Genomic DNA, 26,883 nt, shown 5'->3' with positions numbered 1-26,883 from the left:
TTTCGCGAAAATCTGACATAATAATTGACAAAAAAGAGCATCAGGCAGTGAAAATAATGGATCGTCGAGCATTCGGAATGGGCGCAATGGCAACGCTGAGCCTTTCAGCATGTGCCTCAGCCAAACCCAGATTTCTTTCTTATCGCGGGCCCGAGGTGACCTCGATGGTCATCAACAAAGGTGCACGCAAGCTGTATTTGCTCCATAACGAGCAGATTTTGCGGGAGTATGATATCGATCTAGGATTTGCGCCCACCGGCACGAAAAACAAAAAAGGCGATGGCCGTACGCCCGAGGGTACCTATCTGATCGACCGTCGCAATCCGCGCAGCAGGTATCATCTATCGTTGGGTATATCGTATCCCAATTCGGAAGACTTGGCTAAAGCCAAGGCCGCAGGTGTTGATCCGGGCGGCGACATCTTCATTCACGGACAACCCAATCTGCGATCCGAGTTCAAGCGGGCGAAGAAGACCCCGGATTGGACGGCAGGTTGTATTGCGGTCAAGAATGATGAGATCGAAGAGATCTACGCCATGGTGAATGAAGGAACCGTGATTACCCTGCGCCCCTAAGCAAGGTTCAAAGCGGTTTCCAGTCACCAAATCCAAATATTGTATAGTCGCGCTGGTATGCTTCCTTCGCCAGCGCTTCAAGCTGTGCGTCGTAAATCTGATCAAGTGCAAACGGCGCGTCCGGCTTGGCCCTGTTTGGGGTTGGCGGGGCTGTATGCCCAACTTTGTAGGCAAGGTCGGGCAAGGCGGTTTCCATCTCATCCTCGCGCAGGATCAGGTCGGGCATGGTGAAACCGGCCATGCCTTCCAGCGTCTGCGCCTGTCCGCACCATTCCCCATCCACACGGATCGGGGTTTGACCCGCCAGAATACTGCGCAGCATGCCTAAAAAGGCCGCGAACGCCTCGGAATGCTGATCGCGGGTATAATTGCTGAGATCACCCTTGGCAGGCAGCGGGACCTTGTACCGTCGGCTCAGCATATTGCGAATGCTGACATATGCGCCGGGGCCTGTGTGCAGAATACGGTCGCAGAACACAGCGTGCGCGCGCGCCAGCGGATGGCGCAGCACCGTGAATTTGAGGTGACCGGGATGATCCTGCATCCATTGACGGGTCTGTTTTTGATTGCGGCCGGTGATCAGGTCGGCTTGTGACACCCCGTCCAGATCGGCAATCCACTGCACCACTTCAGCCTCGGGGCCGCCGCGCACCGGAAGGTACATCAGCGAAGTTTGCGCAGCACCCACATAGCGCGAAACAGCCGGCCCGCGGTGCGGCTCGTAACTTGGGATATGGTGTAGCTTGAAGCGGTCACGTTGCGACAGGGCCAGCTCCATATCATCCGGATTGGTCACTTTCGACAGGGCAGGCGCTGGGTTTTGACGTTTGAGATGCTGGTTCAGCTCCTTAAGACGTGCGCTGACGCCAAGCCACGCGGCAAGGCCGTTCAGAACGTCCAAATCTGTTAGATCGTTATAGTCGATGTAAAACGGTGTTTGCCCGGTGGTCTGCAGATGTTTGAGCACTGTTTGTTGAAATGCTTGCCGCTGGTCGAGCTGTTCGGCGAATTCTTCGGCATCGAAGGTGATCTGAGCCTCCCGCCGTTGCTTGATGTTCACTAACCGCCACTGCTTTGTTTCCAAGGCGATTTTCCACGATATGTAGCTATCCAGAGGGTTGCGCATCAGAATGATTTTGGCGCAGCGCGGATCATCCAGCGCCGGTGGCAGCGCCCGCGCATCGTGGTCGCTGAAAAAACGAAAGCCGTTCATCTCGCCCGGCGCGTTTCGGATGGCGTCGATCAGCGCCATCGGGTCGCGTTCACGATCTTCCAGGGTAAAGCCCAGAACGCTGTCCAGTTTTGGCAGGCCGACGAAATAGGGGTTAAACGCTTCTCCGTGACACGTGACGCCATCCAGCGTGTTCAGCTGTAATTCAAGCAGGTTCGAACCGGTGCGCATATCGGCCAGAACGATGAAATAATCGAAGCGGCGGGTCATTTTAGGTTACTGCACCAAATAGGGCTTCTTGAACGATTTGGACTGTGCGCCAAACACGTCATTCACAGGGAAATCCCCCATCAGATAGGGATGCATCCCTTGGTTCTTGAGGTTTTGCAGGAACTTTCCGAACCCGGTCAGATCCACCATCGTCGGTGCCTCGGTCAGATGGGTGGGTTTGGGCGCGCCCATGTCTTCCAGAACGGTCTGCAGTTGTTCCATGGGGGATTCCACAAACTCTGCCATCGTCCATATTCGAATGCGCGTCTTTGCGCGGGCGGCATCCAGCAGCTTGAGCTGTTTGCTTTCGATCTGTTGTAGGCGGGCAGCTTCGCACCGGATATCGGCAAAATTCAGGTTCGAACGGAACAATGGAACCGCCCAGGCCCCCGAGATGACCGCAATATGTGCATTCTGGTCTTGCGTCAGGAATTCATTGATTTTCTGAATATCCGTTGGCCCGAATTGAAAGCACTGACGCTCGCCTCGTGTATTCCAGATGAGGTTCGACAGAAAGGCCGAGGGGTTATAGTCGCGTAGCGTGGCGCAATCGCTGAGCGCACCGTTGATGATCGTCTCATCTTCGGCAAATTGCGCCCGTTCGGGACCGAACAGATGCCCATGCACCCGCCCGCCGATGGCGTTTGTCAGCCAGGGTTCGAAATCCTCGAACAACTCGGTAAAGCCTTGAAACACCGAATAGGGAAAGGCTGTCAGGCTGCGTTCCGTAGCCGCGCGAGGGAAGCGGCTTTGCATATAAAGACCATCACGACCGCGAACGCGCCGCTCAACCGCTTTGGAAAACACCCGGTCGATCTTGCCGGGGTTGGGCTCGGCCGGGGTCAGTGCGCCTTCGTGGTCGGTCAGGAAGGTCTGATACAACCGGTTCGCGCTGTGCCAGACTTTGCGCGCCACGAAACAGTCGGACCGGCGCAGCAATTGCAGGTGATCGTCGTAGAACATGTGCGGCCGACCTTGATAGTCGAACTTCGACAGGGTCAGCGATCGACTTTCGATATGGGTGGAATAGAGCCGTGCCAGTGTCTGAAAATAGCTTTCATCGGGAATCCAGACCTGGCGGAAATAGCGATCATATTCGGCGCGCTTGGGATCCTGAAGAATGGCCGACAAGGTTTGGCGGGTCAGACACCACCATTGGCTGCCCATATGCGGTACAAGGCCTTCGGGAATTCTGCGGCGCAAACCGAGGGCGCGTTGCAACCGCACGTAATTGTCAAACAGTTTTCGTTGTCTGCGCCATGAGAAGGGGAACCTCAGGGTGAAACGTTCCAGATCCAGCCCGCCGATCGTCCAGCTCACGTCGCGCGTGGTTGCGCTTTCGATGAAATCGACACGGGGCCGGTCGGCCAGATAGTCGATCAGATCAGCGACCGGACGCAGCGGCAGACACGCGCCTGAAGACAGATATACATGCCGGACATCTGGAAACCTCTCCAACATCAGTGATGCGGCGGATTGTGATGCGGCGACAATACCCCAGCCGCCCCATTCACAGACATGGCGTTTTGAAAACAGGATCAGCGGTTCATCCGAACAAGCGGCGACAAAATCGGAATAAGCCGGATCGCCGACTTTCTGATCTATATGAATGACCACAGGACAGCCCGAGGCGGCCCAATGGCGTGCCACCTGCTCAACCCGATCCAGCGCGGTGTGCACCAGCATTACGATGCCCAAGCTGCTCATGCCCAGTTCCCCTTGGACATCAGGCCGAGGATCTCAATCTGTCGCCAGTTGATGTATTTCTCGGACCATTTGTTCCAGAAAACCGGATTATCCTCTAACTGCTTGGCATAAGCCTTGTACTCGCCCGACGCAGCATAATGCTGTCCGCGCAGCAACTCTTCTTTAGCTTTTTCCCCAAGCGTATTGATCAGCTTTGCATGCAGCAGCGCTCCGCTGGTTTTTTCACCGCCCTGCTCTTCATAGACCTGATTGAGCCCGCGCGGCAGCAAGGCGTGGGTTGAGCTGACATAAGCGTAGCGCCGGTGCCATTTCACAAGAGGTATCTTGTTCAGGGCCGGAGCCTTCAGGGGATTGTTCTGAAAGAAAACCCGTGCGCGTGCACCGCCTTGAATCCACAGATTCCCATAGGTCGGGTTGCGGGTAATCATGAAGTTGCCTGAATCGAACCAAGGCGCGACTTCAAAGGGGTTCTGGCCCTCATGATAGGGCGCATCCATGATTCCGGTTTCGGGATACATATCGATCAGCATGGTGCCGAAACTGCGCACACCAGTATCGTCCAGCCAGTCGGTCAGGGCGCGGATCGGGCGGGTATCGCAAAAAGGATAGATAAAGAATTCATCCGGATCGACCGTCAGAACCCAGTGCTTATGCGCATAGCGGCGCAGCAGGTAGTTGGACCAATCCAGACCAAAGGTCGCATTCTTGTAACCTACATCCGTCCACCACAGCGAAACGTCCGGCTGGCTGCTCAGGTATTCGTGGGTGCCGTCATCGCTGTTGTTGTCCACGCACAGGAAGTGATTGATGCCAAGCTTTCGATAGTAGTCTAAGAAATAGGGAAGGCGGATCTTTTCGTTCCGCATCACGCTCATCAACAAGATGTCGTTTTCTTTGATCTTGTTGGTGTTATCTTGCACCGCTTTCAGATCCCGACGCCGACGTAGGCAACGCAGCAGGCGGCGCTTGCGCCGCAATCTCATGCGATAGGAATCCAAAAGGCTCACGCGGCTGCCCAACCTTTTTTGATACGCGCGTCTGCCCGGGGCCGCCTGAGGCCTGAGTGGTGCCGGACATTAACGTTTTATGACATCTCTGCACCTTGTGAGGCAACGGGTTTAAATCCGGTTTACTTCCCCCCTGTGGCAGGAAATCCGCCCGCGTTCATGAGCCCAAGGTCTTGTAACTGTTGCCAATCACCTAGTTTGACCGAGTCAGAAGTCCAAAGATCAGGCCCGCTGATGATCCCGTCATAATAGGCGCCGAACCGATCGGGGTCGTGAAAATGTTGCCGCCTCTGTTTTTCGATCCGCGATTTGTCGACAACCTCAGGCAGGAATTTCGTGTGGAGCAACACGCCCGAGGCGGTCTGCCCACCCGGACCGTCATATTCAAAATTCAAGAACCGGGGCAGCGCGGAATGGCACGAATTCACATAGGCCATATGTCGTGACCACCGGGTTAGAGGGATCTTGTTTAGGGTCGGTGATTTTTGGGGCTGATCTGCAAAAAACGCCCGCTCGCGTACGCCTCCCTGAACCCAAAGGTTGCCCATCGGCCTTTGGCGCTGGGCACGATAGGGGCCGGGGTCAAACCAGTTCAGGCAATCGGTTGGATCGGATTGCGGATCATAACTTTGCTTGCCCAACCGACCTTTGGGATAGAGGTCCAGCATCATCGCCCCAAACGTGGTTTGACCGCGCGCGTCCAGCCATGCAGCTAAATCGCGCATCGTATGGGTGTTGTGATGGGCGTAGATCAGCAACTCATCGGCGTCGACCATCAACGTCCAGTGGTCGTGCCCAAATTTCCACTGCAGCCAAGTCAGCCAATCCAACCCGAACCGAGACGCGCGATAGCTTGCCGTAGTCCGCCACAGCGACACATCCGGCTGTTCAAGCAAATACGGGACTGAGCCGTCATCGCTGCCATTATCCACCATCAGAAAATGATCAACGCCCAGCGTGCGATAATGGTGAAAGAACCACGGCAGACGGCTGATCTCATTCCGCAGCGTGGTAAAGGCAAGAATGGCCCCGGGCGTGATCTTTTGCGTGTTGTCAGTTAGCGATTTCAGCTGATGACGGCTGCGAAAGGATCGCCACAACAACCGCTTCCGTTTCAGGCGCAGCCTGTAACGCTCCACCCAGGTCAGCGGCTGATCCTCAAGCCTCACTTGTTGTAGCTACCATTCTGATGCCAGCGCCAGGCATCCGTGATCATCGTCTCTAACGTTGATCTTTTTGGTGTCCAGCCCAGCTCTTCCTTGGCTCGGACCGAGCCTGAAACTAGACGCGTGCAATCCCCGGCTCGGCGCGGGCCGATGCTGTAGGGTACCGCACGGTTGGTGACGGCTTTGGAATGCTCGATGACTTCCATCACCGAAAACCCCGACCCGGTGCCCAGATTGAACACGCGGCTTTCTTTGCCCTGTTCTAGCCACTTCAGCCCCAGTACATGTGCATCGACCAGATCACAGACGTGTACATAATCGCGGATGCAGGTGCCGTCGGGTGTGTCGTAATCGGTGCCGAATACAGTCAAGCCACCCCGCTTGCCATCGATGGCGTCCAGCATCAGCGGCACCAGATGGGTTTCTGGTTGGTGAAACTCTCCAACTTCGGCATCCGGGTCGGCCCCGGCCACGTTGAAATAGCGGAAGATCACGTGCTTCAGGCCATATGCGGCTTGGAAATCACGTAAGATGTCCTCGATCGCTCGTTTCGAGGCACCATAGGCATTCAATGGCTGCTGTTGCGTGCTCTCGTCCAGCACAACGTTGTCATGTTCGCCATAGGTGGCGCAGGTCGACGAGAACACAAAGTTCAAACATCCCGCATCCACAGCCGCTTGTATCAGTGTCAGCGAACCGGTGACATTGTTCGACCAATACGTTCCGGGCTCAGCCATCGCTTCGCCGACCTGACTGAGGGCGGCGAAATGTATCACGGCGGCGGGTTGGTATTTGGCGAACACTTCGTCCAGCCGGGCGCGGTCCAGCAGGCCGCCCTGCTCGAAAGGGCCGAATTTCACCGCGTCCTGCCATCCGATGACAAGATTGTCATAGGTTACGGGCGTATACCCTGCCCTTGTCAGTGCCTTGCAGGCATGAGAGCCGACATAACCTGCGCCACCTGTAACCAGAATATTTGTCATTCAAGCCCCATAGCGGCCATCATTTCTTCGATCTTGGCCACGTCCTGCGGGTTATTCAGTTCCCAGAACTGACGACCTTTGGCTTCGACTTCGACACAAAGAACCTTGCGGCCGTTTTCCATGAAGCGCAGCTGTTCCAACCCTTCCAGTGTCTCCAGCGGACCGCTAGTCCAGCCCGGATAAGCAGTCAGAGCGTCAGGCCGATAGGCATAAACTCCGACGTGGTGGAATACCGGTGTCGGGTCACTGCTGGCATAGGTCTCGGCTGTGAAAGGGATCACTTCTTTCGAGAAGTAAAGCGCGCTGTGGTCATTGCCGAACACCGCTGTAGTGCCCCCGACCCGGCCTTGCTTGCGATCGTTCAGTAATCCGTTCAGTGCGTCCCCGTCACAGCGCAGCACGGGGGTGGCCACACCCGCATCTGGCGCGTTGCGCAGACCCGAGATCAGGTCTTCAACAAACCAATGCGGGGTCAAAGGCGCATCCCCTTGCAGGTTGACGACGATGTCATAACCGCCACCCAGAGCCGAGTGCGCCTCGGCGCAGCGTTCGGTACCGTTGCGGCAGGTTTCTGAAGTCATCACCACCTCGGCACCGAACCCCTCTGAGGCTTCGCGGATACGGTCATCGTCGGTTGCTACAACCACGCGATCTACGCCTGACACGGAAATCGCAGCGCGCCAGGATCGTTCGATCAGAGTCATGCTGGTTCCGTTTGCCCCGGTCAGCGGAACCAGAGGTTTGCCTGGATAGCGGGTCGAAGCGTAGCGCGCGGGAATGGCTATCAATACTGACATCAGGCTTCCTTCAGCTCAACGCCTGGAGCATAGGCGATGAAAAATGGATTGGCATATCCGTCTTTGCCATAGGTCAGCGGCGAATGGTCTTCAAAGCGCACCACATGTCCGCCCGCACCGGCCAGAACCGCGTGGCCCGCAGCGGTGTCCCACTCCATGGTGCGGCCAACACGGGGGTAGAGGTCGGCCTCTCCCGTCGCCACCAGACAGAACTTCAGCGACGACCCGGCACTTTTGCTGTCGCGCACCTGATATTTGTTGATGTAGTCCTCGGTCGCCTGATCCCGATGCGACTTGGATGCAACGATCATCAGCGCCGAATTGTTTGGTTTAGAGACTGACATTGGCGTCAACGCGCCCGGCTGATCTTTGTCCAGATCCCCGATTTCTTCAACCGATTGCCCGTCAGCTTGCGTATAGAACATCCGGCCCCGTGCAGGGGCGTAGACCACGCCACGCGTCGGTACGCCGTTTTCGACCAAAGCGATATTTACGGTAAAATCGCCGCGCCGATTTATGAATTCCTTGGTGCCGTCCAGTGGATCAACAATCAGAAAGGTCTCGCCCTTTTCGGAATGCGAAGCTGCCTGTTCCTCGGTCACCAGCAGGATATCTGGAAAAGCCTCGCGCAATCCGGCCGAGATCAAAGCATCCGCCGCCTCGTCCGCCTCGGTTACCGGGCTTGAGTCTGACTTGACCTTGACGTCGAAATCATCCGCTTCGTAGATCTGCATGATCTTGTCGCCTGCCTGCAAGGCCAGCCGCCGGATGACGGGAATAAGCGCGTCATAAGTCACAAAAAAGCTCCGTTCCTGTGGTTTGTTGATCAGGGCATCTCACGGACTTATGATGCGATGGATACGGAACAGCAAGAATTTCGTGCCAATTTGCGGCTGACATAGCAGGAAAGAGTATTCGAGTGTTTCACTTCAAGAGAAATCAGTCATTGCTGGGCGGGGCTTTCACCACCGCCGAGCTGATATTCCATGCAGTAGTTCGCAATATCCGGTCGCAGCACTCCAACGCGGTGATGGCAATCCTGATCAACATTGTTCAGGTCGTCCTTCTGGTGACGGCGTTTTATATACTTATGACGCTAATTGGTCGAATGACTGGCATGGCCAAAATCCGGGGCGAGATGGTTTTGTTCCTGCTCTCCGGAGTTTTTTTGTTCCTGACGCATATCAAGTCTGTCACTGCAATCGCCGGGGCTGGATCCGGCAATAATCCGATGACTCTGCACTCGCCAATGACAATGATGGTGATGTTGTCAGCATCTGCCTTCGGTATACTTTATACGCAGCTTATCTCGATCCTGGTCATCCTGTTCGTCTACAGCGTAGCCGTCTCGCCTCTTGTGATCCAAGAGCCCGGCGGTGCATTTGGGATGCTTTTGCTGGCCTGGTTCACGGGATGCTCTGTCGGTTTAGTGTTGTTGGCGCTGAAACCCTGGTTTCCCAATACTGTAAGCATCCTAAAAAATGTGTACCGTCGATTGAACATGATATTTTCGGGCAAGATGTTCGTTGGCAACGCGCTAGGTGGGTTCATGCTGACCTTGTTTGCCTGGAACCCACTGTTTCACATCATCGATCAATGTCGTGGTTTTGTGTTCCGAAATTATTTTCCCCGGAACACCAGTTGGGAGTACGCGCTTTGGGTCGGAATAGTTTTAACAATGATCGGCCTGCTGGGTGAGTTCTATACCCGCAGGCAGGTCTCGAAAAGCTGGGATGCGCGACGCTGATCTTTGCTGTGCGTGCTGTATTCTGAAAACCTGTTCCCGGATATTGGATCGCACTTCACGTTGCGACCCTCAATGTCAGGTTGATGCGTCCGCCTTTTGGCAAAAGTTTGGATGACCCGAACCGGATGCGATCCACCCCGTGATAGGTCAAGCGTGCCGGGCCGCCCATGATCACCAAATCGCCCGAGCTCAGCCAGATCGACTCGGTCTTGCCGCCCCGCGTGGTGTTACCGATACGGAACAGCGCGTCATCGCCCAATGAAATCGACAGCACGGGCCACGAAAAATCGGCCTCATCCTTGTCCTGATGCAGGCCCATCTTGGTGCCTTCACCGTAATAGTTGATCAGACAGCAATCGGGCTGGCGATCCGCGCCGGTCAGGTCCTGCCAGATGGTCAAAATCTCATCTGGAATCGCGGGCCATGTCATGCCCTTTGGGTGCGTGTCCTGATACCGATAGCCCGCCCGGTCAGTGACCCATCCCAGCGCCCCGGCCGAGGTCATGCGCACTGACATTTCCTTGCCCGAAGGTGTCACGGGCCGATAAAGCGGTGCCACTTTCAGAATCGGCCTAAGCAGGTCAACTAGATGCGACTGCGCCGCCGCATCCAAATAGCCTTTCCGAATATCAAATCCGCGCAATAACAGCCGCGCCATTCCAGAATCCCCAAACCTTGCCAAAACCTTGCCAAAAAAGGCCACAGATTCCCGAAAACCTGCGTTTCTGAACGCTTGCAGGCCCCTGTTCTCGCCCTTATATACGCCTCGACGCGCGATGGTGTAGTGCTGTCGCGCACATCAATCGGGGGCAGGATGCCGCAACGGGTCCAACCCTCGGGACATCGCCTTGAATGGAAAGGGATTGAAAATATGGGAAAAGTAATCGGGATTGACCTCGGTACCACCAACTCGTGTGTGGCCATCATGGACGGCTCTCAGCCGAAGGTCATCGAAAACGCAGAAGGGGCGCGGACCACGCCCTCGATCGTCGCCTTCACCGAAGATGAGCGACTGGTCGGTCAGCCTGCAAAACGTCAGGCGGTCACCAACCCCGACAACACCATCTTTGGCGTCAAGCGTCTGATCGGTCGTCGTGTGGATGATGCAGAAGTCGAAAAAGATAAGAAAATGGTGCCGTACGCCATCGTCGATGGCGGCAATGGCGACGCGTGGGTTGAAGCCCGCGGTGAGAAATACTCCCCAAGCCAGATCTCGGCCTTCACTCTGGGTAAGATGAAGGAAACCGCCGAGAGCTATCTGGGTGAGGAAGTCACGCAAGCGGTTATCACCGTTCCGGCATACTTCAACGACGCACAGCGTCAGGCTACCAAAGACGCTGGTAAAATCGCCGGTCTGGAAGTGCTGCGGATCATCAACGAGCCGACAGCTGCTGCGCTGGCCTATGGTCTGGACAAGGAAGAAACCCAAACCATCGCGGTTTATGACCTTGGTGGTGGTACCTTCGACGTGACCATTTTGGAAATCGACGACGGCCTGTTCGAGGTTAAGTCGACCAACGGCGACACCTTCCTGGGTGGTGAAGACTTTGACATGCGCATCGTCAATTACCTGGCGGACGAGTTCAAAAAAGAACACGGTGTCGACCTGTCGCAAGACAAGATGGCCCTGCAACGTCTGAAAGAAGCCGCTGAAAAAGCCAAGATCGAGCTGTCCTCGACCTCGCAGACCGAAATCAACCAGCCGTTCATCTCGATGGGTGCAAACGGTCAGCCGCTGCACATGGTCATGAAACTGACCCGTGCCAAGCTGGAATCGCTGGTTGGCGACCTGATCAAGAAGTCGATGAAGCCTTGCCAGGCTGCTCTGAAAGACGCGGGCCTGTCGGCTGGCGACGTGGATGAGGTTGTTCTGGTCGGTGGTATGACTCGCATGCCGAAAGTGATCGAAGAGGTCACCAAGTTCTTCGGTAAGGAGCCGCACAAGGGTGTGAACCCGGACGAAGTTGTTGCTATGGGTGCCGCCATTCAGGCCGGTGTTCTGCAGGGCGACGTCAAAGACGTGGTTCTGCTGGACGTGACCCCGCTGTCGCTGGGCATCGAAACGTTGGGTGGCGTGTTCACCCGCCTGATCGACCGCAACACCACGATTCCGACCAAGAAGTCTCAGGTCTTCTCGACCGCCGAGGACAACCAGAACGCCGTGACCATCCGCTGTTTCCAGGGTGAGCGCGAAATGGCTGCGGACAACAAGATCCTGGGTCAGTTCAATCTGGAAGAGATCCCGCCCGCACCGCGCGGCATGCCTCAGATCGAGGTGACTTTTGACATCGACGCCAACGGCATTGTCTCGGTTTCGGCCAAGGACAAAGGCACTGGCAAAGAGCAGAAGATCACCATTCAGGCCTCGGGCGGTCTGTCGGACGAAGATATCGACAAGATGGTCAAGGATGCCGAGGAAAACGCCGAGGCAGACAAGGCCCGCAAAGAGCTGGTCGAAGCCAAGAACCAGGCCGAAAGCCTTGTCCACGCGACCGAGAAATCGATCGAGGAACATGGCGACAAGGTCGACCCGTCGACCGTCGAAGCGATCGAACTGGCTGTTGCCGCGCTCAAGGATGAGCTGGAGACGGACAATGCCGACAAGATCAAGTCGGGCATCCAGAACGTGACCGAAGCGGCCATGAAACTGGGTGAGGCGATCTATAAGGCACAGGCGGAAGAGGGCGAAGATGAGCCCGCGGCCGCAGATGCCGCGCCGGGTGACGATGACATTGTCGACGCCGAGTTCGAAGATCTGGACGACGACAAGCGTAACTAACGGGTAACCGGGCCAATTTGGGCCGGTCCGGTTGCCGGGCCGGCCCGATTACGTTGAGGCAGAAGGAAATACTGATGTCCAAACGCGACTATTACGAAGTGCTCGGCGTGTCCAAGGGCGCTTCTGCGGATGAGATCAAAAAAGGCTTTCGCTCGAAAGCCAAACAGCTGCATCCCGATCGCAACAAGGACAACCCCGATGCCGAAGCGCAGTTCAAAGAGGCCAACGAGGCTTACGATGTTCTGCGCGATGCTGACAAGAAAGCCGCTTATGACCGCTTTGGTCACGCCGCGTTTGAAAACGGCATGGGCGGTGGCGGTGGCCGTCCCGGTGGCGGCTTCGGTCAGGGCGATTTCTCCAGCGCGTTCTCTGACGTGTTCGACGATCTGTTCGGCGACTTCATGGGTGGCCAGCGTGGGGCAGGCGGGGGCCGTCGCGCCGCACGCGGTTCAGACCTGCGCTATAACCTGCGGGTCACGTTGGAAGAGGCTTATGCAGGCCTGCAGAAAACCATAAACGTTCCTACGGCTGTGGCCTGTTCCTCTTGCGAGGGAACTGGTGCCGAAGGTGGTGTTGAACCTACCGCATGTCCGACTTGTTCCGGCATGGGCAAGGTTCGCGCGCAACAGGGCTTTTTCACGGTTGAGCGCACTTGCCCGACCTGCTCTGGTTTGGGTCAGATCATTAAGAACCCTTGTAAGTCGTGCCAAGGTGCGGGGCGCGTTGAAAAAGATCGCGCATTGTCCGTGAACATCCCTGCCGGTGTCGAGACCGGCACCCGGATTCGTCTGGCCGGTGAGGGTGAGGCTGGAATGCGTGGTGGTCCTCCCGGTGACCTCTATATTTTTGTCGAAGTTTCCGAGCACAAGCTGTTCGAACGTGACAGCGTGAACCTCTATTGCCGTGTGCCAGTCAGCATGGCCAAGGCAGCACTTGGCGGTTCGATCGAGGTGCCGACCATCGACGGTGGTCGCGGTCGTGTTCAGATTCCTGCCGGCAGCCAGTCGGGCCGCCAGATGCGCCTGCGTAGCAAAGGCATGCCCGCCCTGCGCGGCGGAGGCATCGGGGATATGTTCATCGAACTTGCCGTGGAAACTCCGGTCAATCTGACCAGTCGTCAGAAAGAACTTCTGCGTGAGTTTGACGATTTGGGTGAAGATAACCACCCGGAATCTAAAAGCTTTTTCTCTTCTGTAAAGTCCTTCTGGGATGGCATGAAGGGTTAAACGGTTGAGCAGGGGGGCTCTGCCCCCATCGCCCTTTGGGCGACCCCCCCGAGATATTTATGGCCAGATGAAACAGGGGATCCGTGTGCTGCCGATCCGGCAGGCCGGGATAGGGCGCGTTAACTTTTCGGAAACCGATTCTGCGTCAGAGTGGTGTTATGACCCAAGACGCCTTTGCCGAAGCCCCCATGCTGTTCGATACGGATGAAGCACCGGCGCAGCCGCTGCCCGTTGGTCGGTTACCCTCCTACATCAAAGACCATCGCAAGCGGCTGCGCGAAAGGTTCATGTCTGGCGGATCAGCAGCGATGCCGGATTATGAACTGCTGGAACTTGCTCTGTTCCGATCCATCCCGCGTCAGGATGTGAAACCGCTGGCTCGGGCACTGATGGAAGAGTTTGGTGATTTCAATCGTGTGTTGACTGCACCCGAGGAACGGCTGCGTCAGATCAAAGGCGTTGGGGACACGGTGATTACCGATCTGAAAATCCTTGAGGCCTGTGCCCATCGCATGGCGCGTGCCCGGGTGATGCAACGGCATGTGATCTCGGGATGGGATGCGCTTCTGGACTATTGTCACACCACGATGGCGCACCGCGAGATCGAGCAGTTTCGTGTGTTTTATCTAGATCGCAAGAATGTGCTGATTGCGGATGAAGAGCAGGCCAAAGGCACGGTGGATCATGTGCCGGTCTATCCGCGAGAGGTCGCGAAGCGGGCGTTGGAACTCAATGCCTCGGCTCTGATCCTGGTCCACAATCATCCATCCGGTGATCCGACGCCGTCGCAGTCGGATATCGATATGACCAACCGGATTCAGGATGCGTGTTCCGCCCTTGGGCTGACTTTGCATGATCACCTGATCATCGGGAAATCGGCTGAACTGAGTTTCCGCTCGCAAGGCTATTTGTAAGGGTTATCGGATCCAAACTTCGACCCGACGATTCACCTTGCGGCCCCATTCGGTGTCGTCGCAGGCCATCGGCATGGCCTCGCCAAAGCCCTCGACACTGATTTCGATGCTGTCGGGGAGGCTGGTTTCGACCGATGCCAGCACTGCGTTTCGGACGGTTTTGGCTCGCTGCAGGGCAATACGTGAATTGGCGACCGCCGCGCCCTCGCCGTCACTAAACCCAACAAAGATCAATTGACGCGCCTCCAACGTTCCGCTTTCCAAAGCTTGCGCAAGGTTCAAGATGTTTGACCGGGACTGAGCATCGGGTCGCGACGACCCCGGTTCGAACCGAAAGGACAAAGATAGCCGCGAAAGTGGACGGAGGGTTTCGATCATGCGCTGCAACTCTTCCAACCCGACCTCAGCTCCACCGGTGCTGATCGCATTGGCCAGCCGATCGCCTTGCAGCCCAACCTGGATTGTTTCAAGGGATTGATCGACAAATCCGGCTTGCCGGATGACCATCTGTGCGGCGCTGCTTTGGGTATAGGCCAAAAACTGTCGCGCGACTTTGGGCAATCGTCTTTGTGGCAAATAGAAAAACATGGGTGAGGTCAGCGGATAATCTTCGGTCTTGACCGATTGCCGTGTTGCCGACAGGGTATGTCCGCACCCACCGGTCAGAGGCAGGGCGCGCACAGTCCCGGCCTCTGCAAGGCTGGCGACGCCGAGCGCGAACGGGTCGTTCGAGACCGCGCGCACCAGATCGCTGTTGCGGTCATGCCGTGCGATCTGAGCGGTCATATGAGCGTTGGCAGGTGCAAGCAGCAAATCCTCGACCGCCTGATCCAGCCCGGAACCGACCTGTGGCAGATGCAGAGAGATCGGCGCATCGGGACCGCCGAGATCGCTCCAATTTGTGACCTCGGCGGTAAAGACCATCACCAGATCAGCAAGCGAAATCTGACGCACGGGATTGTCGCCCGACACAATCGGAACGATCGCATCCAGAGCCAAGACACGCGATCGGCGGGTTTGCGTCAGATCTCCGAGCCCAGCGGCTTTGGTCAACTCCAGTTCGTCTGATCGAATTTCCCGCTGCGCCAACACGACATCTGCGGTGTTCTCAACCAGATCGATAAAGCCGTCAGCCGTATCCGTTGCACGAAATATGAACCTCGCCAAAGGCGCCTGCCGATCAGGCTGATTCAGGGCGTAGACCCGCAGGTCTCCGGTGCCCTCGGGCTGTGACAGGGTTAACCCTTCCTCGATGGCAAAGCCCTGTGCAAGCGCGGGCAGCAGTGTCTCGGCGATCACTGATGAGCCAGAGAAACGAACTTCGGCCACAAAATCCGTCAGGTTGGGGCAAGCTGGGCCGTCGCAGGTGACCCCCGATCCATCGACCGTTAGCTCTCCGAATTGCGTATCGACACGGTAGAATTCACCGTCGTAACCAAGAAGGGTGCCGACCACTTCTACCTTGCCGTCATGCGAGGTCAAAGTGATGTCCTGCGCGAATACGCTTTGTGCCAAGGATAAGGCAAAAAGCGCGGCGAACGCCGCACGAAGAATGCTCATTGGAAACCGTAAATCTGCCTGCTGCTTATTTGGCAGCGATTGTCAGGTCTGAGAACAGATTATTCAACACCAGAAAATCGCCAGCTGCCTCACAACCGGGCATATCCAGCGACAGGTCGCGTGAGCGTAGCCGTTCCGCGCGCCATTCCAATGATTGCACGCTTAGGGGCTTGCCGCAATTTGCTTCGGTGACCTCAGTTTCAACCGACAGAGTGATACTACCGGCCTCGGTTGCGGTCTCAATGGGGTATGAATAAACCTCGATGTTGCGCGCGACGTCCGAACCGCCCTGACCCAGATGGATCACCGAGCCCGCGCCGCCGGTCTGGGACCCTGACCACACGTGGCCTTCTTCCCCGTAACCTGCGCCGAATTCCAGCGCATGAAGCTGCAGATCGGTTTCGCCCTGCCACTGCAAGGCAACCCGGTTGAAGCTGTTGATCTCGGGCACATGCGTCGTCGCAACGGTGCCTTTCTCATCCGGCAGCGAGATCAGGAAAATAGCGTATTCCGACAGCGCCGGGATGGTCAGGTTCAAGCCGCCAAGCGCATCGGTCTCGGTGCTGAAAACCAGCCCGTTGTGATGAACCTCAATGGTCTCATTGGCGTGGCAGGGGGCCTTGACCCGCAGCCGTACGTTGGCGCCGGGCACAGCCATGGCGCGCGCGCTCATATCGCAATTCGAAGGCAAACGGCTGGTTTCTGGCGCTGAGCGTATGGATTGAGATAGATCCTTGGGACGCGTTTCTGTCGGGGAAGAAGAGGTCAGGACAACGCTTTCCAGTCCGGTCAGGTCCGAGTCCTGTTCCGAGATCGAAGCGACGCGTTCACCGCTCGGCTCAGCATTGGGTTGCTGCGCCGATCCGCTTTGCATCAAATATCCAATGGCCAGAGCGCAGGCAACGGTTCCGCCCGTGGTCACGTAGTTCTTAATGACAAACAAGACACCCTCCCCAGTTGAAGGAGCGAGTCGCAATTTGCTTCCCAATCAAGGCCAATATGTGGCCGTGAGGCGGACTCATTGTGGTGGAAAGCAGGTGACGTTAAGTCAACCTGCCGTGGCAATGTTTGAATTTTTTCCCCGAGCCACAAGGGCAAGGATCATTGCGTGACGGGTTACCCCAAGTCGAAGGATCATCCTCGACAAAACCCGGACGACTGTCACCAGACGCTTCGGCTTCGGCGATCGCCTCAGCATTCCCGGCAGCTTGATCCACAGCTTTCTGCGCCTGTGCCTGTTGTGCTGCCATCTGCGCGAGCATTTCCTTCTGTTCTTCTTCGCTCAGCGGGCGCACGCGCGACAATTGCTGAGTGACGGTTTCGCGCAAGGAATCAAGCATCCCTTCGAACAGCTGGAAGCTTTCGTTCTTGTATTCGTTCAGCGGATCGCGCTGTGCATAGCCACGGAAACCCACGACCGAGCGCAGATGTTCCAGCGTCAAAAGATGTTCGCGCCATTTGCCATCGATAGTCTGCAGCAGAACCTGCTTTTCGATGTTGCGCATGTTTTCCGGGCCAAACGCCACGGCCTTCTGCGCCATCATTTCATCGGCGGCTTTGATCAGACGTTCGCGGATTTGCTCGTCATCTACGCCTTCCTCGGCGGCCCAGTCCTGAACCGGCGCATCGATGGTCAGCTTCTCTTTGACCGCTCCGTGCAGACCTTCTGTATCCCATTGATCTGCATATGATTTTGGCGGCATGAATTCGTCGATCATATCGTCGATCACCTGCTCACGCATATCGGACACGACATCCGACAGATCATCCGCTGACATGATTTCACGCCGCTGGCTGAACACGACTTTCCGCTGATCGTTCATCACGTCGTCGAATTTCAGAACGTTTTTGCGCATGTCAAAGTTGCGACCTTCGACTTTGGATTGCGCCCGTTCCAGCGATTTGTTCACCCAGGGGTGAATGATTGCCTCGCCCTCTTTCATGCCCAGCGTGGTCAGGACCTTGTCCAAACGTTCCGAACCGAAGATGCGCATCAGGTCATCTTCCAGGCTCAGGTAGAACACGGTGCGGCCCGGGTCACCTTGGCGTCCCGAACGCCCGCGTAGCTGGTTGTCGATCCGGCGGCTTTCATGACGTTCGGACGCCATTACGTAAAGACCACCGGCCTGCAGCACCTTTTCCTTTTCTTCTGCGTGCTTGGCTTCTTCTGCCGCACGCAATTCGGCCGGGTCAGCCTCGGGGTTTTCCGCCAGCGCCTGCAGCACCTTCATCTCGACATTGCCGCCCAGCTGAATATCGGTGCCGCGGCCCGCCATGTTGGTGGCGATGGTCACCGCACCCAGACGGCCGGCATCTGCCACGATCTGCGCTTCCTGTTCATGCTGGCGGGCGTTCAGAACGTTGTGCTCGATTCCCTCTTTGTCCAGCATCTGGCTGATCACTTCGGACTTTTCGATCGACGTGGTACCGACAAGAACCGGCTGACCTTTTTCACCGGCCTTTTTGACCTGTTCAATAATGGCACCGTATTTTTCGGCTGTCGTGCGGTAGACCTGGTCGTCTTTGTCCTCACGCGCGATTGGTTTGTTGGTCGGAACCTCGACCACACCCAGACCATAGATTTCCTGAAATTCTTCCGCCTCGGTCAGCGCAGTGCCGGTCATGCCGGACAGCTTGTCATAGAGGCGGAAATAGTTCTGGAATGTCACGCTGGCCAGCGTCACATTCTCGGGCTGAATCTGTACGCCTTCCTTGGCTTCGATGGCTTGGTGCAGACCCTCCGACAAGCGGCGGCCCGGCATCATCCGACCGGTGAATTCGTCGATTAGCACCACATTGCCATCCCGAACGATATAGTCCTTGTCACGTTGGAACAGTTTATGCGCGCGCAGGCCCTGATTGACGTGATGCACTACAGTGGTGCTTTCGGGGTCGTACAGCGAATGCCCCTCGGGCAGCAGACCCGCTGAAAGCAGTTGCTGCTCCAAAAACTCGTTGCCTTCATCGGTGAACGTCACGCTGCGGCTTTTTTCATCGAGCGAGTAATGATCGTCCTGCAGCGTCGGGATCACGGTATCGATGGCAGTATAAAGGTCCGATCGGTCTTGTGCCGGCCCCGAGATGATCAGCGGTGTCCGCGCCTCATCAATCAGGATCGAGTCGACTTCGTCGACGATCGCGAAATTGTGGTGCTTCTGATAGACCTGTTCCAGATCGGCCTTCATGTTGTCGCGCAGATAGTCGAAGCCCAACTCATTATTTGTGGCATAGGTGATGTCACACTTGTACGCCGCCATCTTCTCGGCATCCGGTTGGCCCGACCAGATCACACCGGTCGTCATGCCAACGGACGCAAACACCTTGCCCATCCATTCCGAGTCGCGCTTGGCCAGGTATTCGTTCACCGTGACCACATGTACGCCCTTGCCGGTCAGTGCATTCAGATAGGCGGGGAAGGTGGCGACCAGGGTTTTGCCTTCACCCGTTTTCATTTCCGAGATGTTGCCCTGGTGCAGGAACAAACCACCCATCAACTGCACATCAAAGGCCCGAAGACCTAGGGCGCGCTTGGCCCCTTCGCGGACATTGGCAAATGCTTCCGGCAGCAAGTCATCCAGCTTTTCACCGTCCAGCGCTCGTTTGCGCAGCTCAGCGGTTTTCTCGATCAGGCCATCGTCGGTCAGGATCTCGAACTCCGGCTCCAGCGCATTGATCTTTTCGACCAGCGGGCGGGCCGCCTTGATCTTGCGGTCGTTCGGTGTTCCGAACACCTTTTTGGCGAGCGTTCCGAGTCCCAGCATGTTCACTCCAGCGGATCTGTTTTTTTCTTGGTTGCGACAGGCTTGCCCACCTTGCGCGCAGCCCCTAGATACGGGGGGTGAAAGGCGGCCCTGTCCAAGGCTTCAAAGCGATGTAAGGGGCAGGTTCCACAGTGTCAACGCTGCGCCCTGTCGCGGCAAAGAAATAGGATAATTCCATGCCCAAAGGCCTCACTTTTCTGCCATCGCTTGCGCTTGCTGCCGTGATGGCGTTGCCGCTGGCCGCCCAGGACGCACCGGATGCCAACACCGTGGTTGCCCGCGTGAACGGCGACGAGATCACATTGGGTCACGTCATCGCCACCGCCTCGGCGCTGCCGGCGCAGTATCAGCAGCTTGAAGATGAGGTGCTATATGATTTCATCCTCGAGCAACTTGTCCAGCAGCACCTTCTGAGCCTTGAACAGGAAGAGCTGAATACACTCAACGCCCTTCGACTGGAAAACGAAACCCGGTCCCTGCGCGCCGTGCAAACCGTCGAAGCGCTGACAGCCGCCAGTGTCACTGATGAGGCCATACAGGCCGCCTATGACACGCAATTCGCCGAGTTTCAGGGCGAAGACGAGTTCAATGCCAGCCACATTCTGGTCGAATCCGAGGACGAAGCCAAAGCTGTCAAAGCCCAACTGGAAGAAGGTGCAGATTTCGCTGAGCTAGCGAAAGAAAAATCCACAGGACCCTCTGGCCCCAATGGCGGTGCGCTGGGCTGGTTCGGCAAAGGCCAGATGGTGCCCGAGTTTGAAGGTGCCGTGCTTGGCCTTGAAAAGGGTCAGGTCTCGGATCCGGTGCAAACCCAGTTCGGTTGGCACGTGGTCACGCTGAACGACAAGCGCAAGACCGAGGCCCCCGAATTGGCGGTCGTGCGCGATGAATTGGCTCAGACCATTCGGCAAGAAGCAATTCAGGCCAAGATTGACGAGTTGACGGAGCAAGCGCAGATCGAGCGTCCCGAGCTCGAGGGCGCCGGCCCCGAGGTCATGCGCCAGCTGGAGCTGCTGCAGGAGTAACCCCGTGGCCACGATAACCAAGGTTTCACCGCTGGCCCCGGCGGCCTTCCCCGAATTGCCCGCGATCGACGGTGTGCGCTTCGCCACTGTCGAGGCTGGTGTCCGATATCAAGGCCGCACCGATGTGATGCTGGCCGTTCTTGATCCGGGCACTTCGGTGGCGGGGGTGTTCACCCGCTCGGCCACCCGTGCGGCCCCCGTTCTGGATTGTCAGGACAAGATCGGCGGGCCCGGCGACGCGCCTGCAGCGATCCTTGTGAATTCGGGCAACGCCAATGCGTTTACCGGCCATTACGGGCAGACCTCAGTGGCCGAGGTGACGCAAGCCGTCTCCAAAGCTACCGGAGTTGCGGTAGATCGGGTTTTTACCTCGTCGACCGGTGTCATCGGCGAGCCGCTGCCCCATGACCGCATCGTTGCACAGCTTGAGGCGTTGAAGGCGGGCCTCAGCCGTCACGCGATTGAGGACGCGGCGCGCGCGATCATGACCACCGACACCTTCCCGAAGGGGTCGTCGGCGCAGGTCGATATTGGCGGCCAAACAGTCTCTATTGCGGGGATTGCGAAGGGTTCCGGCATGATCGCGCCCGATATGGCGACGATGCTGGTCTATATCTTCACCGATGCTCAGATCGAGCAATCAGCGCTGCAGGCGATGCTGAGCGCGCAGACTGACCGGACCTTCAACTGCATCACCGTGGATAGCGATACCTCGACATCCGACAGCCTCTTGCTTTGCGCCACCGGGGCATCGGGCGTCGATGCCACCGGCAATGCCGCCTTCGCGCAAGCACTGGAAACAGTGATGTTGGACCTTGCGCAGCAAGTGGTCCGCGACGGCGAAGGGGCCACGAAATTCGTCGAAATTCGTGTGACCGGCGCCGCCACGGATGCTGATGCCAAAACCCACGGGCTGGCTATCGCCAACTCCCCGCTGGTCAAAACCGCCATCGCGGGCGAGGACCCGAATTGGGGCCGCATCGTCATGGCCATCGGCAAATCCGGTGCTGCTGCAGACCGCGACCTTTTGAGCATATCGTTCGGAGACATCCTTGTGGCTGAAAAAGGCTGGGTCAGCCCCGACTACCGCGAGGAAGACGCTGCGGCCTATATGAAAGGTCAGGATTTGGTGATCGCAGTCGATCTGGGACTGGGTCAGGGCGCTTCCACCGTCTGGACCTGCGATCTGACCCACGGCTATATCGAAATCAACGCGGATTATCGCTCGTGAAGACAGTGTTAGTGTCTGCCGTGGCTCTGATCGACATCGAGGGCCGCGTCCTACTGGCTCAACGCCCCGAAGGTAAATCCATGGCCGGTCTCTGGGAATTCCCCGGCGGCAAGATCGAACCCGGAGAAACCCCCGAGGCCGCCCTGATCCGCGAATTGCACGAGGAACTGGGCATCGACACCTGGGCCTCGTGCCTCGCGCCGCTGACCTTTGCCAGCCACAGCTATGACGATTTCCACCTGCTGATGCCGCTGTATGCCTGCCGCAAATGGGAGGGGATACCGCAATCGAAAGAAGGACAGGCGCTGAAATGGGTGCGGGCGAATGATCTGAGGAACTACCCGATGCCTGCGGCAGATGTGCCGTTGATCCCGATTTTGCGGGATTGGCTATAAGCCCTTAAAAAAGACTCTAATCTGACTCAACTGGCAAAACGACAAAGCTTGGCAAATCACTGTGGTGCATGTCATTGCTGAACATATCGTTACGAAGGCAACCGACGTATTCTGCTTGAGGTTCCCTTTGTTCGATCCGGACTGGCCCGCCCTCAGGCGTAGCAATTCCCGCATGCACCGCGGCCATACAAATGTTGCTCCACCAAGCGTACACTTCGCATCCCTGTACATTGAACGGCCGTATCCGTTGCGCCTCTTTTGTGCACATGCACTCAATGGGTAAGTCAAGTTCACCAATATGGCCGGGGCAATCCTGTAACTCATCGGCTGAAATCGGTCGACTCCCGCTACCAGCGATCACAAAAATCGCGATGGCCACAAATATGATCTGCTGAGCTCTATGCATTATCAATTCTATCACGAACTCACGCATTGCCCAAAGAAACGCGGAGGTTGTATTCGCTTTTGGAAGCGCTGGTTTATCCAGTTCAACGATTTTTACATCTTGTACAACTCGGAACTTCACTCCTCCGCCCCTGTTACAATTCGTAAGAATTGAGAAAACATCAGGCAAAACTTGACGCTGATCGTTACGACGTCCCTTATCGGGGCATTGGCGTTCGGGCACCATCCCGAACCCGCCATTTTCGGCCCGGGGAGGGGTCGGATGGGGAGGAGAAAAAGATTGGCTCAGACGCAGTCGGGCGCTGAAGGGATGGACTCTCTTCCGGCGCTATTACACCGCAATGTGACCCAGTTCGGGGATGCCCCGGCCTATCGGGAAAAGGAATTCGGGATCTGGCAATGCTGGACCTGGGCGGAAGCCGCCAAAGAAATCCGTGCCATCGCGCTTGGGTTTCTAGAACTTGGCGTTGAAAAGGGTGACCATATTGCTGTGATTGGTCGGAACCGTCCCGCCCATTACTGGTCGATGGTTGCCGCACAGATGGTAGGCGCGGTGCCGGTGCCTCTGTATCAGGATTCGGTCGCCGAAGAGATGGCCTATGTGCTGGAACATTGCGGTGCGAAATATGTCGTCTGCGGTGATCAGGAGCAGGTCGACAAAGTCATCGAGATTCAGGAAAATCTCCATCAGGTCAAACACATACTTTATACCGACAAGCGCGGGATGCGGAAGTATGACCACTCGCAGATGAACGCGCTTGAGGACATCATGGCCGAAGGCAGTGCGGGGCACGCGCGGTTTGATGCGGAACTGGACAAGCGCATTGCGGCGATCACCTATGACGATACCTGCGTGATGCTCTATACCTCGGGCACCACGGGCAAGCCCAAAGGCGTGGTGCTGTCGAACCGGAATGTTATTGAAAGCGCCAAGAATTCCGCAGAGTTCGATCATCTGACCCGAAATGAGGATATCCTGTCCTACCTGCCAATGGCGTGGGTTGGGGATTTCATATTCTCCATCGGTCAGGCCTATTGGTGCGGTTTCTGTGTGAATTGCCCGGAAAGCGCAGACACGATGATGACCGACCTGCGCGAGATCGGGCCGACCTATTTCTTTGCCCCGCCGCGGGTGTTCGAGACCCAGCTGACCAACGTGATGATCCGGATGGAGGATGCGGGCAAGCTGAAGCAGCGCATGTTCCATTATTTCATGGCCCATGCCAAGAGGGTTGGTGGATTGCTGCTGGACGGCAAGCCGGTGGGCTTTGGCGACAAGTTGAAATATGCGTTGGGCAATCTGCTGGTCTATGGCCCGCTGAAAGATACGCTTGGCTATGGCCGGTTCCGTGTGGGCTATACGGCGGGTGAAGCGATCGGGCCGGAAATCTTTGATTTCTATCGCTCTTTGGGCATCAACCTGAAGCAGCTTTACGGTCAGACCGAAGCGACCGTGTTCATCACCGTGCAGCCGGATGGCGAAGTACGGGCCGATACGGTCGGCGTCCCCGCACCGGATGTTGAGCTGAAAATCGACGATAAGGGTGAGATCCACTATCGCTCGCCCGGGGTGTTTGTTGAATATTACAACAACCCGGACTCCACAGCTTCGACCAAAGATGCCGAAGGCTGGGTCGCCACTGGGGATGCCGGGTTCATCGAGGAGAACTCGGGCCATCTGCGGATCATCGATCGCGCCAAAGACGTGGGCAAGATGGCCGATGGCTCGATGTTTGCGCCGAAATACGTCGAGAACAAGCTGAAGTTCTATCCTGACATTCTTGAGGTCGTGCTGTTCGGTAACAGCAAGGATCGCTGCGTAGCCTTCATCAATATTGACCTGACAGCTGTCGGAAACTGGGCCGAACGTAACAATGTGGCCTACGCGTCCTATCAGGAGCTAGCGGGTCATCCCCGTGTGTTAGAGACGATTCGGAGCCATGTGGAAGAGGTGAACAAGTCGGTTGCGGCGGATGAAATGCTGTCGGGCTGTCAGGTGCATCGTTTCGTGGTTCTGCATAAGGAACTGGATGCGGATGATGGCGAGATGACCCGGACCCGCAAGGTGCGGCGTGGGTTTGTCGAGGACAAATTCAGCGACATTATAGCGGCGTTGTATGACGGGTCGTCGAGCGTTTCGACCACGACTGAAGTGACCTATGAAGATGGTCGTAAGGGATCGATTTCTGCGACGTTGGAAATTGTCGATGCGCCAGTGGTTCCGGTCGCGCAGCACAAGGTGGCGGCGGAATGAGTGGGCTGACGCGCGCCGCTCAACCTGCGGTCATCGCCCCGCCCGCCGTCCCGTTTTTGTGTCAGGGAGGTTCTGATGCTGGATAACTCCGAAGGATATGTCACCGAAGACGGCCGCAAGATCGGCGGTGTGGTGATGGAGATGAAGAACATCACCCTGCGCTTTGGCGGCGTGGTGGCCATCAAGGATATCTCGTTTGACATCCGTGAGGGTGAGATCCGGGCAATCATCGGGCCAAACGGGGCGGGTAAGTCCTCGATGCTGAATGTGATCTCGGGCTTTTATGTTCCGCAAGAAGGTGAGGTCTGGTTTCACGGCTCCAAGCGCCCTCCGATGCGGCCGTTTGAGGTGGCGCAGCAGGGGATCGCGCGGACGTTTCAAAACATCGCTCTGTTCGAAGGCATGAGCGTGTTGGATAATGTGATGACCGGGCGTTTGGGTTTTATGAAGACCAATATTCTTCAGCAAGCGCTGTGGAAGGGCAAGGCCGAGGCAGAAGAGACCGAGAACCGCGAGGCGGTCGAGAAGATCATTGATTTCCTTGAGATTCAGCACATCCGCAAAACGCCGGTGTCCCGCCTGCCTTACGGGTTGAAGAAACGCGTCGAACTGGCGCGCGCGCTGGCGGCGGAACCGAAACTGCTGCTGCTGGATGAGCCGATGGCCGGGATGAACGTCGAAGAGAAAGAGGACATGAGCCGCTTTATCCTCGACGTGAATGACGAGTTTGGCACCACGATTGCGCTGATCGAGCACGATATGGGCGTGGTAATGGATCTGAGCGACCGTGTGGTTGTGATGGATTACGGCAAAAAGATTGGTGACGGCACCCCGGATGAGGTGCGCAACAACCAAGAAGTCATTGATGCCTATTTGGGGGTCAGCCATGACTGAGGTCCGGGCAAAATTGGGGAGGGGCTGGCATGCCTGAACAATTAATCTTCGCGATGGAGGTCATCCTCAACGGTCTGATGGCTGGGGTGCTGTATGCGCTGGTCGCGCTGGGCTTTGTGTTGATCTACAAGGCGTCGGGGATTTTCAATTATGCCCAAGGGGTTATGGCCCTGTTTGCGGCGATGACGCTGGTCGGAATCATGAACGGGCAGGTGCCTTTTGCGCATCTGATCAACGCGACTTTCGGCACGCATGTCTATAATTTTGGTTGGAATGTGCCCGCTTTGCTGGCGATTGTCCTGACCATGGCCGTGATGGTGTTGCTGGCCTGGTGTGTGCAACGGTTCGTCATGCGCCATCTGGTCGGGCAAGAACCGATCATCCTGTTCATGGCGACCATCGGTCTGGCCTATTTCCTTGAGGGCGTCGCCGACCTGATGTGGGGGTCCGAGATCAAGACGCTGGATGTGGGTTTGCCGCAGGGTATCAACCTGTGGATTGACGAGACGACCTTTAATATCTTCGACTACGGTTTCTTCATCGACAATCTGGACATCGTGGCCACGATCATCGCAGCACTTCTGGTGGCGGCTCTGGTCGCGTTCAGCCAGTACACCAAGCAGGGTCGGGCGATGCGTGCGGTGGCGGATGACCATCAGGCGGCGCTATCGGTCGGGATTTCGCTGAACTTCATCTGGATCATGGTCTGGTCGGTCGCCGGGTTTGTGGCGCTGGTCGCGGGCATCATGTGGGGCACCAAATCGGGCGTTCAGTTCTCGCTGTCGCTGATCGCGCTGAAGGCGCTGCCGGTGCTGATGCTAGGCGGGTTCACCTCGATCCCCGGAGCCATCGTCGGTGGCCTGATCATCGGTGTGGGTGAGAAACTGTTCGAGTTCGCCATCGGCCCAATGGTTGGCGGTGCGACTGAGAACTGGTTTGCCTATGTATTGGCGCTGATATTCCTCGTGTTCCGACCTCAGGGCCTGTTCGGCGAGAAGATCATCGAGAGGGTGTAG

General features: G+C 56.9%; 23 protein-coding genes. 11 read left to right on the top strand and 12 right to left on the bottom strand.

Features of this window, described 5'->3' with window-relative positions; translation table 11 throughout:
• Window positions 1-56 precede the first annotated feature (56 nt).
• Entirely contained in the window at window positions 57-575 is a 519-nt protein-coding gene (locus I5192_RS16270) for a murein L,D-transpeptidase family protein (protein ID WP_170399336.1), read from the top strand.
• Window positions 576-582: 7 nt separating this feature from the next.
• Here I5192_RS16270 and I5192_RS16265 read toward each other — a convergent pair whose 3' ends face one another.
• The 7 genes from I5192_RS16265 to cysQ all read right to left on the bottom strand — a co-directional run bounded on the left by I5192_RS16265 (window position 583) and on the right by cysQ (window position 8,473).
• Window positions 583-2,016, bottom strand: a complete 1,434-nt coding sequence (locus tag I5192_RS16265; protein WP_223117297.1) for a sulfotransferase domain-containing protein — start codon at window positions 2,014-2,016, stop codon at window positions 583-585.
• A gap of 6 nt (window positions 2,017-2,022) precedes the next feature.
• The gene (locus I5192_RS16260; RefSeq protein WP_223117296.1) at window positions 2,023-3,723 is read right to left on the bottom strand and encodes a beta-1,6-N-acetylglucosaminyltransferase; all 1,701 of its coding nucleotides are present in this window, start codon (window positions 3,721-3,723) and stop codon (window positions 2,023-2,025) included.
• The gene (locus I5192_RS16255; RefSeq protein ID WP_170408823.1) at window positions 3,720-4,706 is read right to left on the bottom strand and encodes a glycosyltransferase family 2 protein; all 987 of its coding nucleotides are present in this window, start codon (window positions 4,704-4,706) and stop codon (window positions 3,720-3,722) included. The genes I5192_RS16260 and I5192_RS16255 overlap by 4 nt, the downstream gene beginning before the upstream one ends.
• A gap of 146 nt (window positions 4,707-4,852) precedes the next feature.
• Complete coding sequence (locus tag I5192_RS16250; protein ID WP_223117295.1) at window positions 4,853-5,899, bottom strand: glycosyltransferase family 2 protein; 1,047 nt, start codon at window positions 5,897-5,899, stop codon at window positions 4,853-4,855.
• Window positions 5,896-6,879 (bottom strand): UDP-glucose 4-epimerase GalE, encoded by a 984-nt coding sequence (gene galE / locus I5192_RS16245; protein WP_223117294.1) that lies wholly within the window; start codon window positions 6,877-6,879, stop codon window positions 5,896-5,898. Before galE ends, I5192_RS16250 begins: the two co-directional genes overlap by 4 nt.
• Window positions 6,876-7,676 carry a manno-octulosonate cytidylyltransferase gene (locus tag I5192_RS16240; protein ID WP_223117293.1) on the bottom strand — a complete coding sequence of 267 codons (801 nt, stop codon included), beginning with the start codon at window positions 7,674-7,676 and terminating at the stop codon, window positions 6,876-6,878. The genes galE and I5192_RS16240 overlap by 4 nt, the downstream gene beginning before the upstream one ends.
• Window positions 7,676-8,473, bottom strand: coding sequence for a 3'(2'),5'-bisphosphate nucleotidase CysQ (gene cysQ / locus I5192_RS16235; protein WP_223117292.1), 798 nt, complete (start codon window positions 8,471-8,473; stop codon window positions 7,676-7,678). The genes I5192_RS16240 and cysQ overlap by 1 nt, the downstream gene beginning before the upstream one ends.
• A 122-nt stretch (window positions 8,474-8,595) precedes the next feature.
• On the opposite strand from cysQ, the gene I5192_RS16230 reads away from it, so the two are divergent.
• Complete coding sequence (locus I5192_RS16230; protein WP_170567266.1) at window positions 8,596-9,423, top strand: ABC transporter permease; 828 nt, start codon at window positions 8,596-8,598, stop codon at window positions 9,421-9,423.
• Between the two features lie 55 nt (window positions 9,424-9,478).
• Here the strand turns inward: I5192_RS16230 and I5192_RS16225 are convergent, their stop codons facing one another.
• The gene (locus tag I5192_RS16225; protein ID WP_223117291.1) at window positions 9,479-10,081 is read right to left on the bottom strand and encodes an alpha-ketoglutarate-dependent dioxygenase AlkB; all 603 of its coding nucleotides are present in this window, start codon (window positions 10,079-10,081) and stop codon (window positions 9,479-9,481) included.
• Between the two features lie 213 nt (window positions 10,082-10,294).
• On the opposite strand from I5192_RS16225, the gene dnaK reads away from it, so the two are divergent.
• The 3 genes from dnaK to radC all read left to right on the top strand — a co-directional run bounded on the left by dnaK (window position 10,295) and on the right by radC (window position 14,342).
• Complete coding sequence (gene dnaK, locus I5192_RS16220) at window positions 10,295-12,202, top strand: molecular chaperone DnaK (RefSeq protein WP_155144211.1); 1,908 nt, start codon at window positions 10,295-10,297, stop codon at window positions 12,200-12,202.
• 74 nt (window positions 12,203-12,276) lie between these two features.
• Window positions 12,277-13,428, top strand: coding sequence for a molecular chaperone DnaJ (gene dnaJ, locus I5192_RS16215; RefSeq protein WP_170399308.1), 1,152 nt, complete (start codon window positions 12,277-12,279; stop codon window positions 13,426-13,428).
• Window positions 13,429-13,586: 158 nt separating this feature from the next.
• Window positions 13,587-14,342, top strand: coding sequence for a DNA repair protein RadC (gene radC / locus I5192_RS16210; protein ID WP_170399305.1), 756 nt, complete (start codon window positions 13,587-13,589; stop codon window positions 14,340-14,342).
• Window positions 14,343-14,345: 3 nt separating this feature from the next.
• On the opposite strand, the gene I5192_RS16205 is transcribed toward radC, so the two are convergent.
• The 3 genes from I5192_RS16205 to secA all read right to left on the bottom strand — a co-directional run bounded on the left by I5192_RS16205 (window position 14,346) and on the right by secA (window position 19,663).
• Entirely contained in the window at window positions 14,346-15,902 is a 1,557-nt protein-coding gene (locus I5192_RS16205) for a phosphate ABC transporter substrate-binding/OmpA family protein (RefSeq protein ID WP_223117290.1), read from the bottom strand.
• Between the two features lie 25 nt (window positions 15,903-15,927).
• Complete coding sequence (locus I5192_RS16200; protein ID WP_255611988.1) at window positions 15,928-16,845, bottom strand: hypothetical protein; 918 nt, start codon at window positions 16,843-16,845, stop codon at window positions 15,928-15,930.
• A 100-nt stretch (window positions 16,846-16,945) separates the two neighbouring features.
• Complete coding sequence (gene secA / locus I5192_RS16195) at window positions 16,946-19,663, bottom strand: preprotein translocase subunit SecA (protein WP_223117289.1); 2,718 nt, start codon at window positions 19,661-19,663, stop codon at window positions 16,946-16,948.
• 176 nt (window positions 19,664-19,839) lie between these two features.
• On the opposite strand from secA, the gene I5192_RS16190 reads away from it, so the two are divergent.
• Genes I5192_RS16190 through mutT form a run of 3 tightly spaced genes read left to right on the top strand, consistent with a single transcriptional unit; the run spans window position 19,840 to window position 22,314 of the window.
• On the top strand, window positions 19,840-20,688 hold the full coding sequence (locus tag I5192_RS16190; protein ID WP_223117288.1) for a peptidylprolyl isomerase: 849 nt from the start codon (window positions 19,840-19,842) through the stop codon (window positions 20,686-20,688).
• Window positions 20,689-20,692: 4 nt separating this feature from the next.
• Window positions 20,693-21,919, top strand: coding sequence for a bifunctional glutamate N-acetyltransferase/amino-acid acetyltransferase ArgJ (gene argJ, locus I5192_RS16185; protein WP_223117287.1), 1,227 nt, complete (start codon window positions 20,693-20,695; stop codon window positions 21,917-21,919).
• Window positions 21,916-22,314 carry an 8-oxo-dGTP diphosphatase MutT gene (mutT, locus tag I5192_RS16180; protein WP_223117286.1) on the top strand — a complete coding sequence of 133 codons (399 nt, stop codon included), beginning with the start codon at window positions 21,916-21,918 and terminating at the stop codon, window positions 22,312-22,314. The genes argJ and mutT overlap by 4 nt, the downstream gene beginning before the upstream one ends.
• 16 nt (window positions 22,315-22,330) lie before the next feature.
• On the opposite strand, the gene I5192_RS16175 is transcribed toward mutT, so the two are convergent.
• Window positions 22,331-22,840: an LCCL domain-containing protein gene (locus I5192_RS16175; RefSeq protein WP_223117285.1), complete on the bottom strand. Its 510-nt coding sequence runs from the start codon at window positions 22,838-22,840 to the stop codon at window positions 22,331-22,333.
• Window positions 22,841-23,029: 189 nt separating this feature from the next.
• Between I5192_RS16175 and I5192_RS16170 the strand changes: the two genes are divergently transcribed.
• The 3 genes from I5192_RS16170 to I5192_RS16160 all read left to right on the top strand — a co-directional run bounded on the left by I5192_RS16170 (window position 23,030) and on the right by I5192_RS16160 (window position 26,883).
• Window positions 23,030-24,973: an AMP-binding protein gene (locus tag I5192_RS16170; RefSeq protein WP_223118321.1), complete on the top strand. Its 1,944-nt coding sequence runs from the start codon at window positions 23,030-23,032 to the stop codon at window positions 24,971-24,973.
• 75 nt (window positions 24,974-25,048) lie between these two features.
• Window positions 25,049-25,867 carry an ABC transporter ATP-binding protein gene (locus I5192_RS16165; protein WP_170399285.1) on the top strand — a complete coding sequence of 273 codons (819 nt, stop codon included), beginning with the start codon at window positions 25,049-25,051 and terminating at the stop codon, window positions 25,865-25,867.
• Between the two features lie 29 nt (window positions 25,868-25,896).
• Window positions 25,897-26,883 (top strand): branched-chain amino acid ABC transporter permease, encoded by a 987-nt coding sequence (locus I5192_RS16160; protein ID WP_223117284.1) that lies wholly within the window; start codon window positions 25,897-25,899, stop codon window positions 26,881-26,883.

This window comes from Ruegeria sp. SCSIO 43209, from assembly GCF_019904295.1.
Taxonomy (GTDB): domain Bacteria; phylum Pseudomonadota; class Alphaproteobacteria; order Rhodobacterales; family Rhodobacteraceae; genus Ruegeria.
This window is presented reverse-complemented; position numbering and strand designations above follow the sequence as displayed.

Excerpts from the sequence above, each read along its gene's own strand:
- I5192_RS16270 (WP_170399336.1), top strand. The coding sequence starts at position 57 with ATGGATCGTCGAGCATTCGGAATGGGCGCAATGGCAACGCTGAGCCTT.
- I5192_RS16265 (WP_223117297.1), bottom strand. The coding sequence starts at position 2,016 with ATGACCCGCCGCTTCGATTATTTCATCGTTCTGGCCGATATGCGCACC.
- I5192_RS16260 (WP_223117296.1), bottom strand. The coding sequence starts at position 3,723 with ATGAGCAGCTTGGGCATCGTAATGCTGGTGCACACCGCGCTGGATCGG.
- I5192_RS16255 (WP_170408823.1), bottom strand. The coding sequence starts at position 4,706 with ATGAGATTGCGGCGCAAGCGCCGCCTGCTGCGTTGCCTACGTCGGCGT.
- galE (WP_223117294.1), bottom strand. The coding sequence starts at position 6,879 with ATGACAAATATTCTGGTTACAGGTGGCGCAGGTTATGTCGGCTCTCAT.
- I5192_RS16240 (WP_223117293.1), bottom strand. The coding sequence starts at position 7,676 with ATGTCAGTATTGATAGCCATTCCCGCGCGCTACGCTTCGACCCGCTAT.
- I5192_RS16225 (WP_223117291.1), bottom strand. The coding sequence starts at position 10,081 with ATGGCGCGGCTGTTATTGCGCGGATTTGATATTCGGAAAGGCTATTTG.
- dnaK (WP_155144211.1), top strand. The coding sequence starts at position 10,295 with ATGGGAAAAGTAATCGGGATTGACCTCGGTACCACCAACTCGTGTGTG.
- dnaJ (WP_170399308.1), top strand. The coding sequence starts at position 12,277 with ATGTCCAAACGCGACTATTACGAAGTGCTCGGCGTGTCCAAGGGCGCT.
- radC (WP_170399305.1), top strand. The coding sequence starts at position 13,587 with ATGACCCAAGACGCCTTTGCCGAAGCCCCCATGCTGTTCGATACGGAT.
- I5192_RS16205 (WP_223117290.1), bottom strand. The coding sequence starts at position 15,902 with ATGAGCATTCTTCGTGCGGCGTTCGCCGCGCTTTTTGCCTTATCCTTG.
- secA (WP_223117289.1), bottom strand. The coding sequence starts at position 19,663 with ATGCTGGGACTCGGAACGCTCGCCAAAAAGGTGTTCGGAACACCGAAC.
- I5192_RS16190 (WP_223117288.1), top strand. The coding sequence starts at position 19,840 with ATGCCCAAAGGCCTCACTTTTCTGCCATCGCTTGCGCTTGCTGCCGTG.
- I5192_RS16170 (WP_223118321.1), top strand. The coding sequence starts at position 23,030 with ATGGACTCTCTTCCGGCGCTATTACACCGCAATGTGACCCAGTTCGGG.
- I5192_RS16165 (WP_170399285.1), top strand. The coding sequence starts at position 25,049 with ATGCTGGATAACTCCGAAGGATATGTCACCGAAGACGGCCGCAAGATC.
- I5192_RS16160 (WP_223117284.1), top strand. The coding sequence starts at position 25,897 with ATGCCTGAACAATTAATCTTCGCGATGGAGGTCATCCTCAACGGTCTG.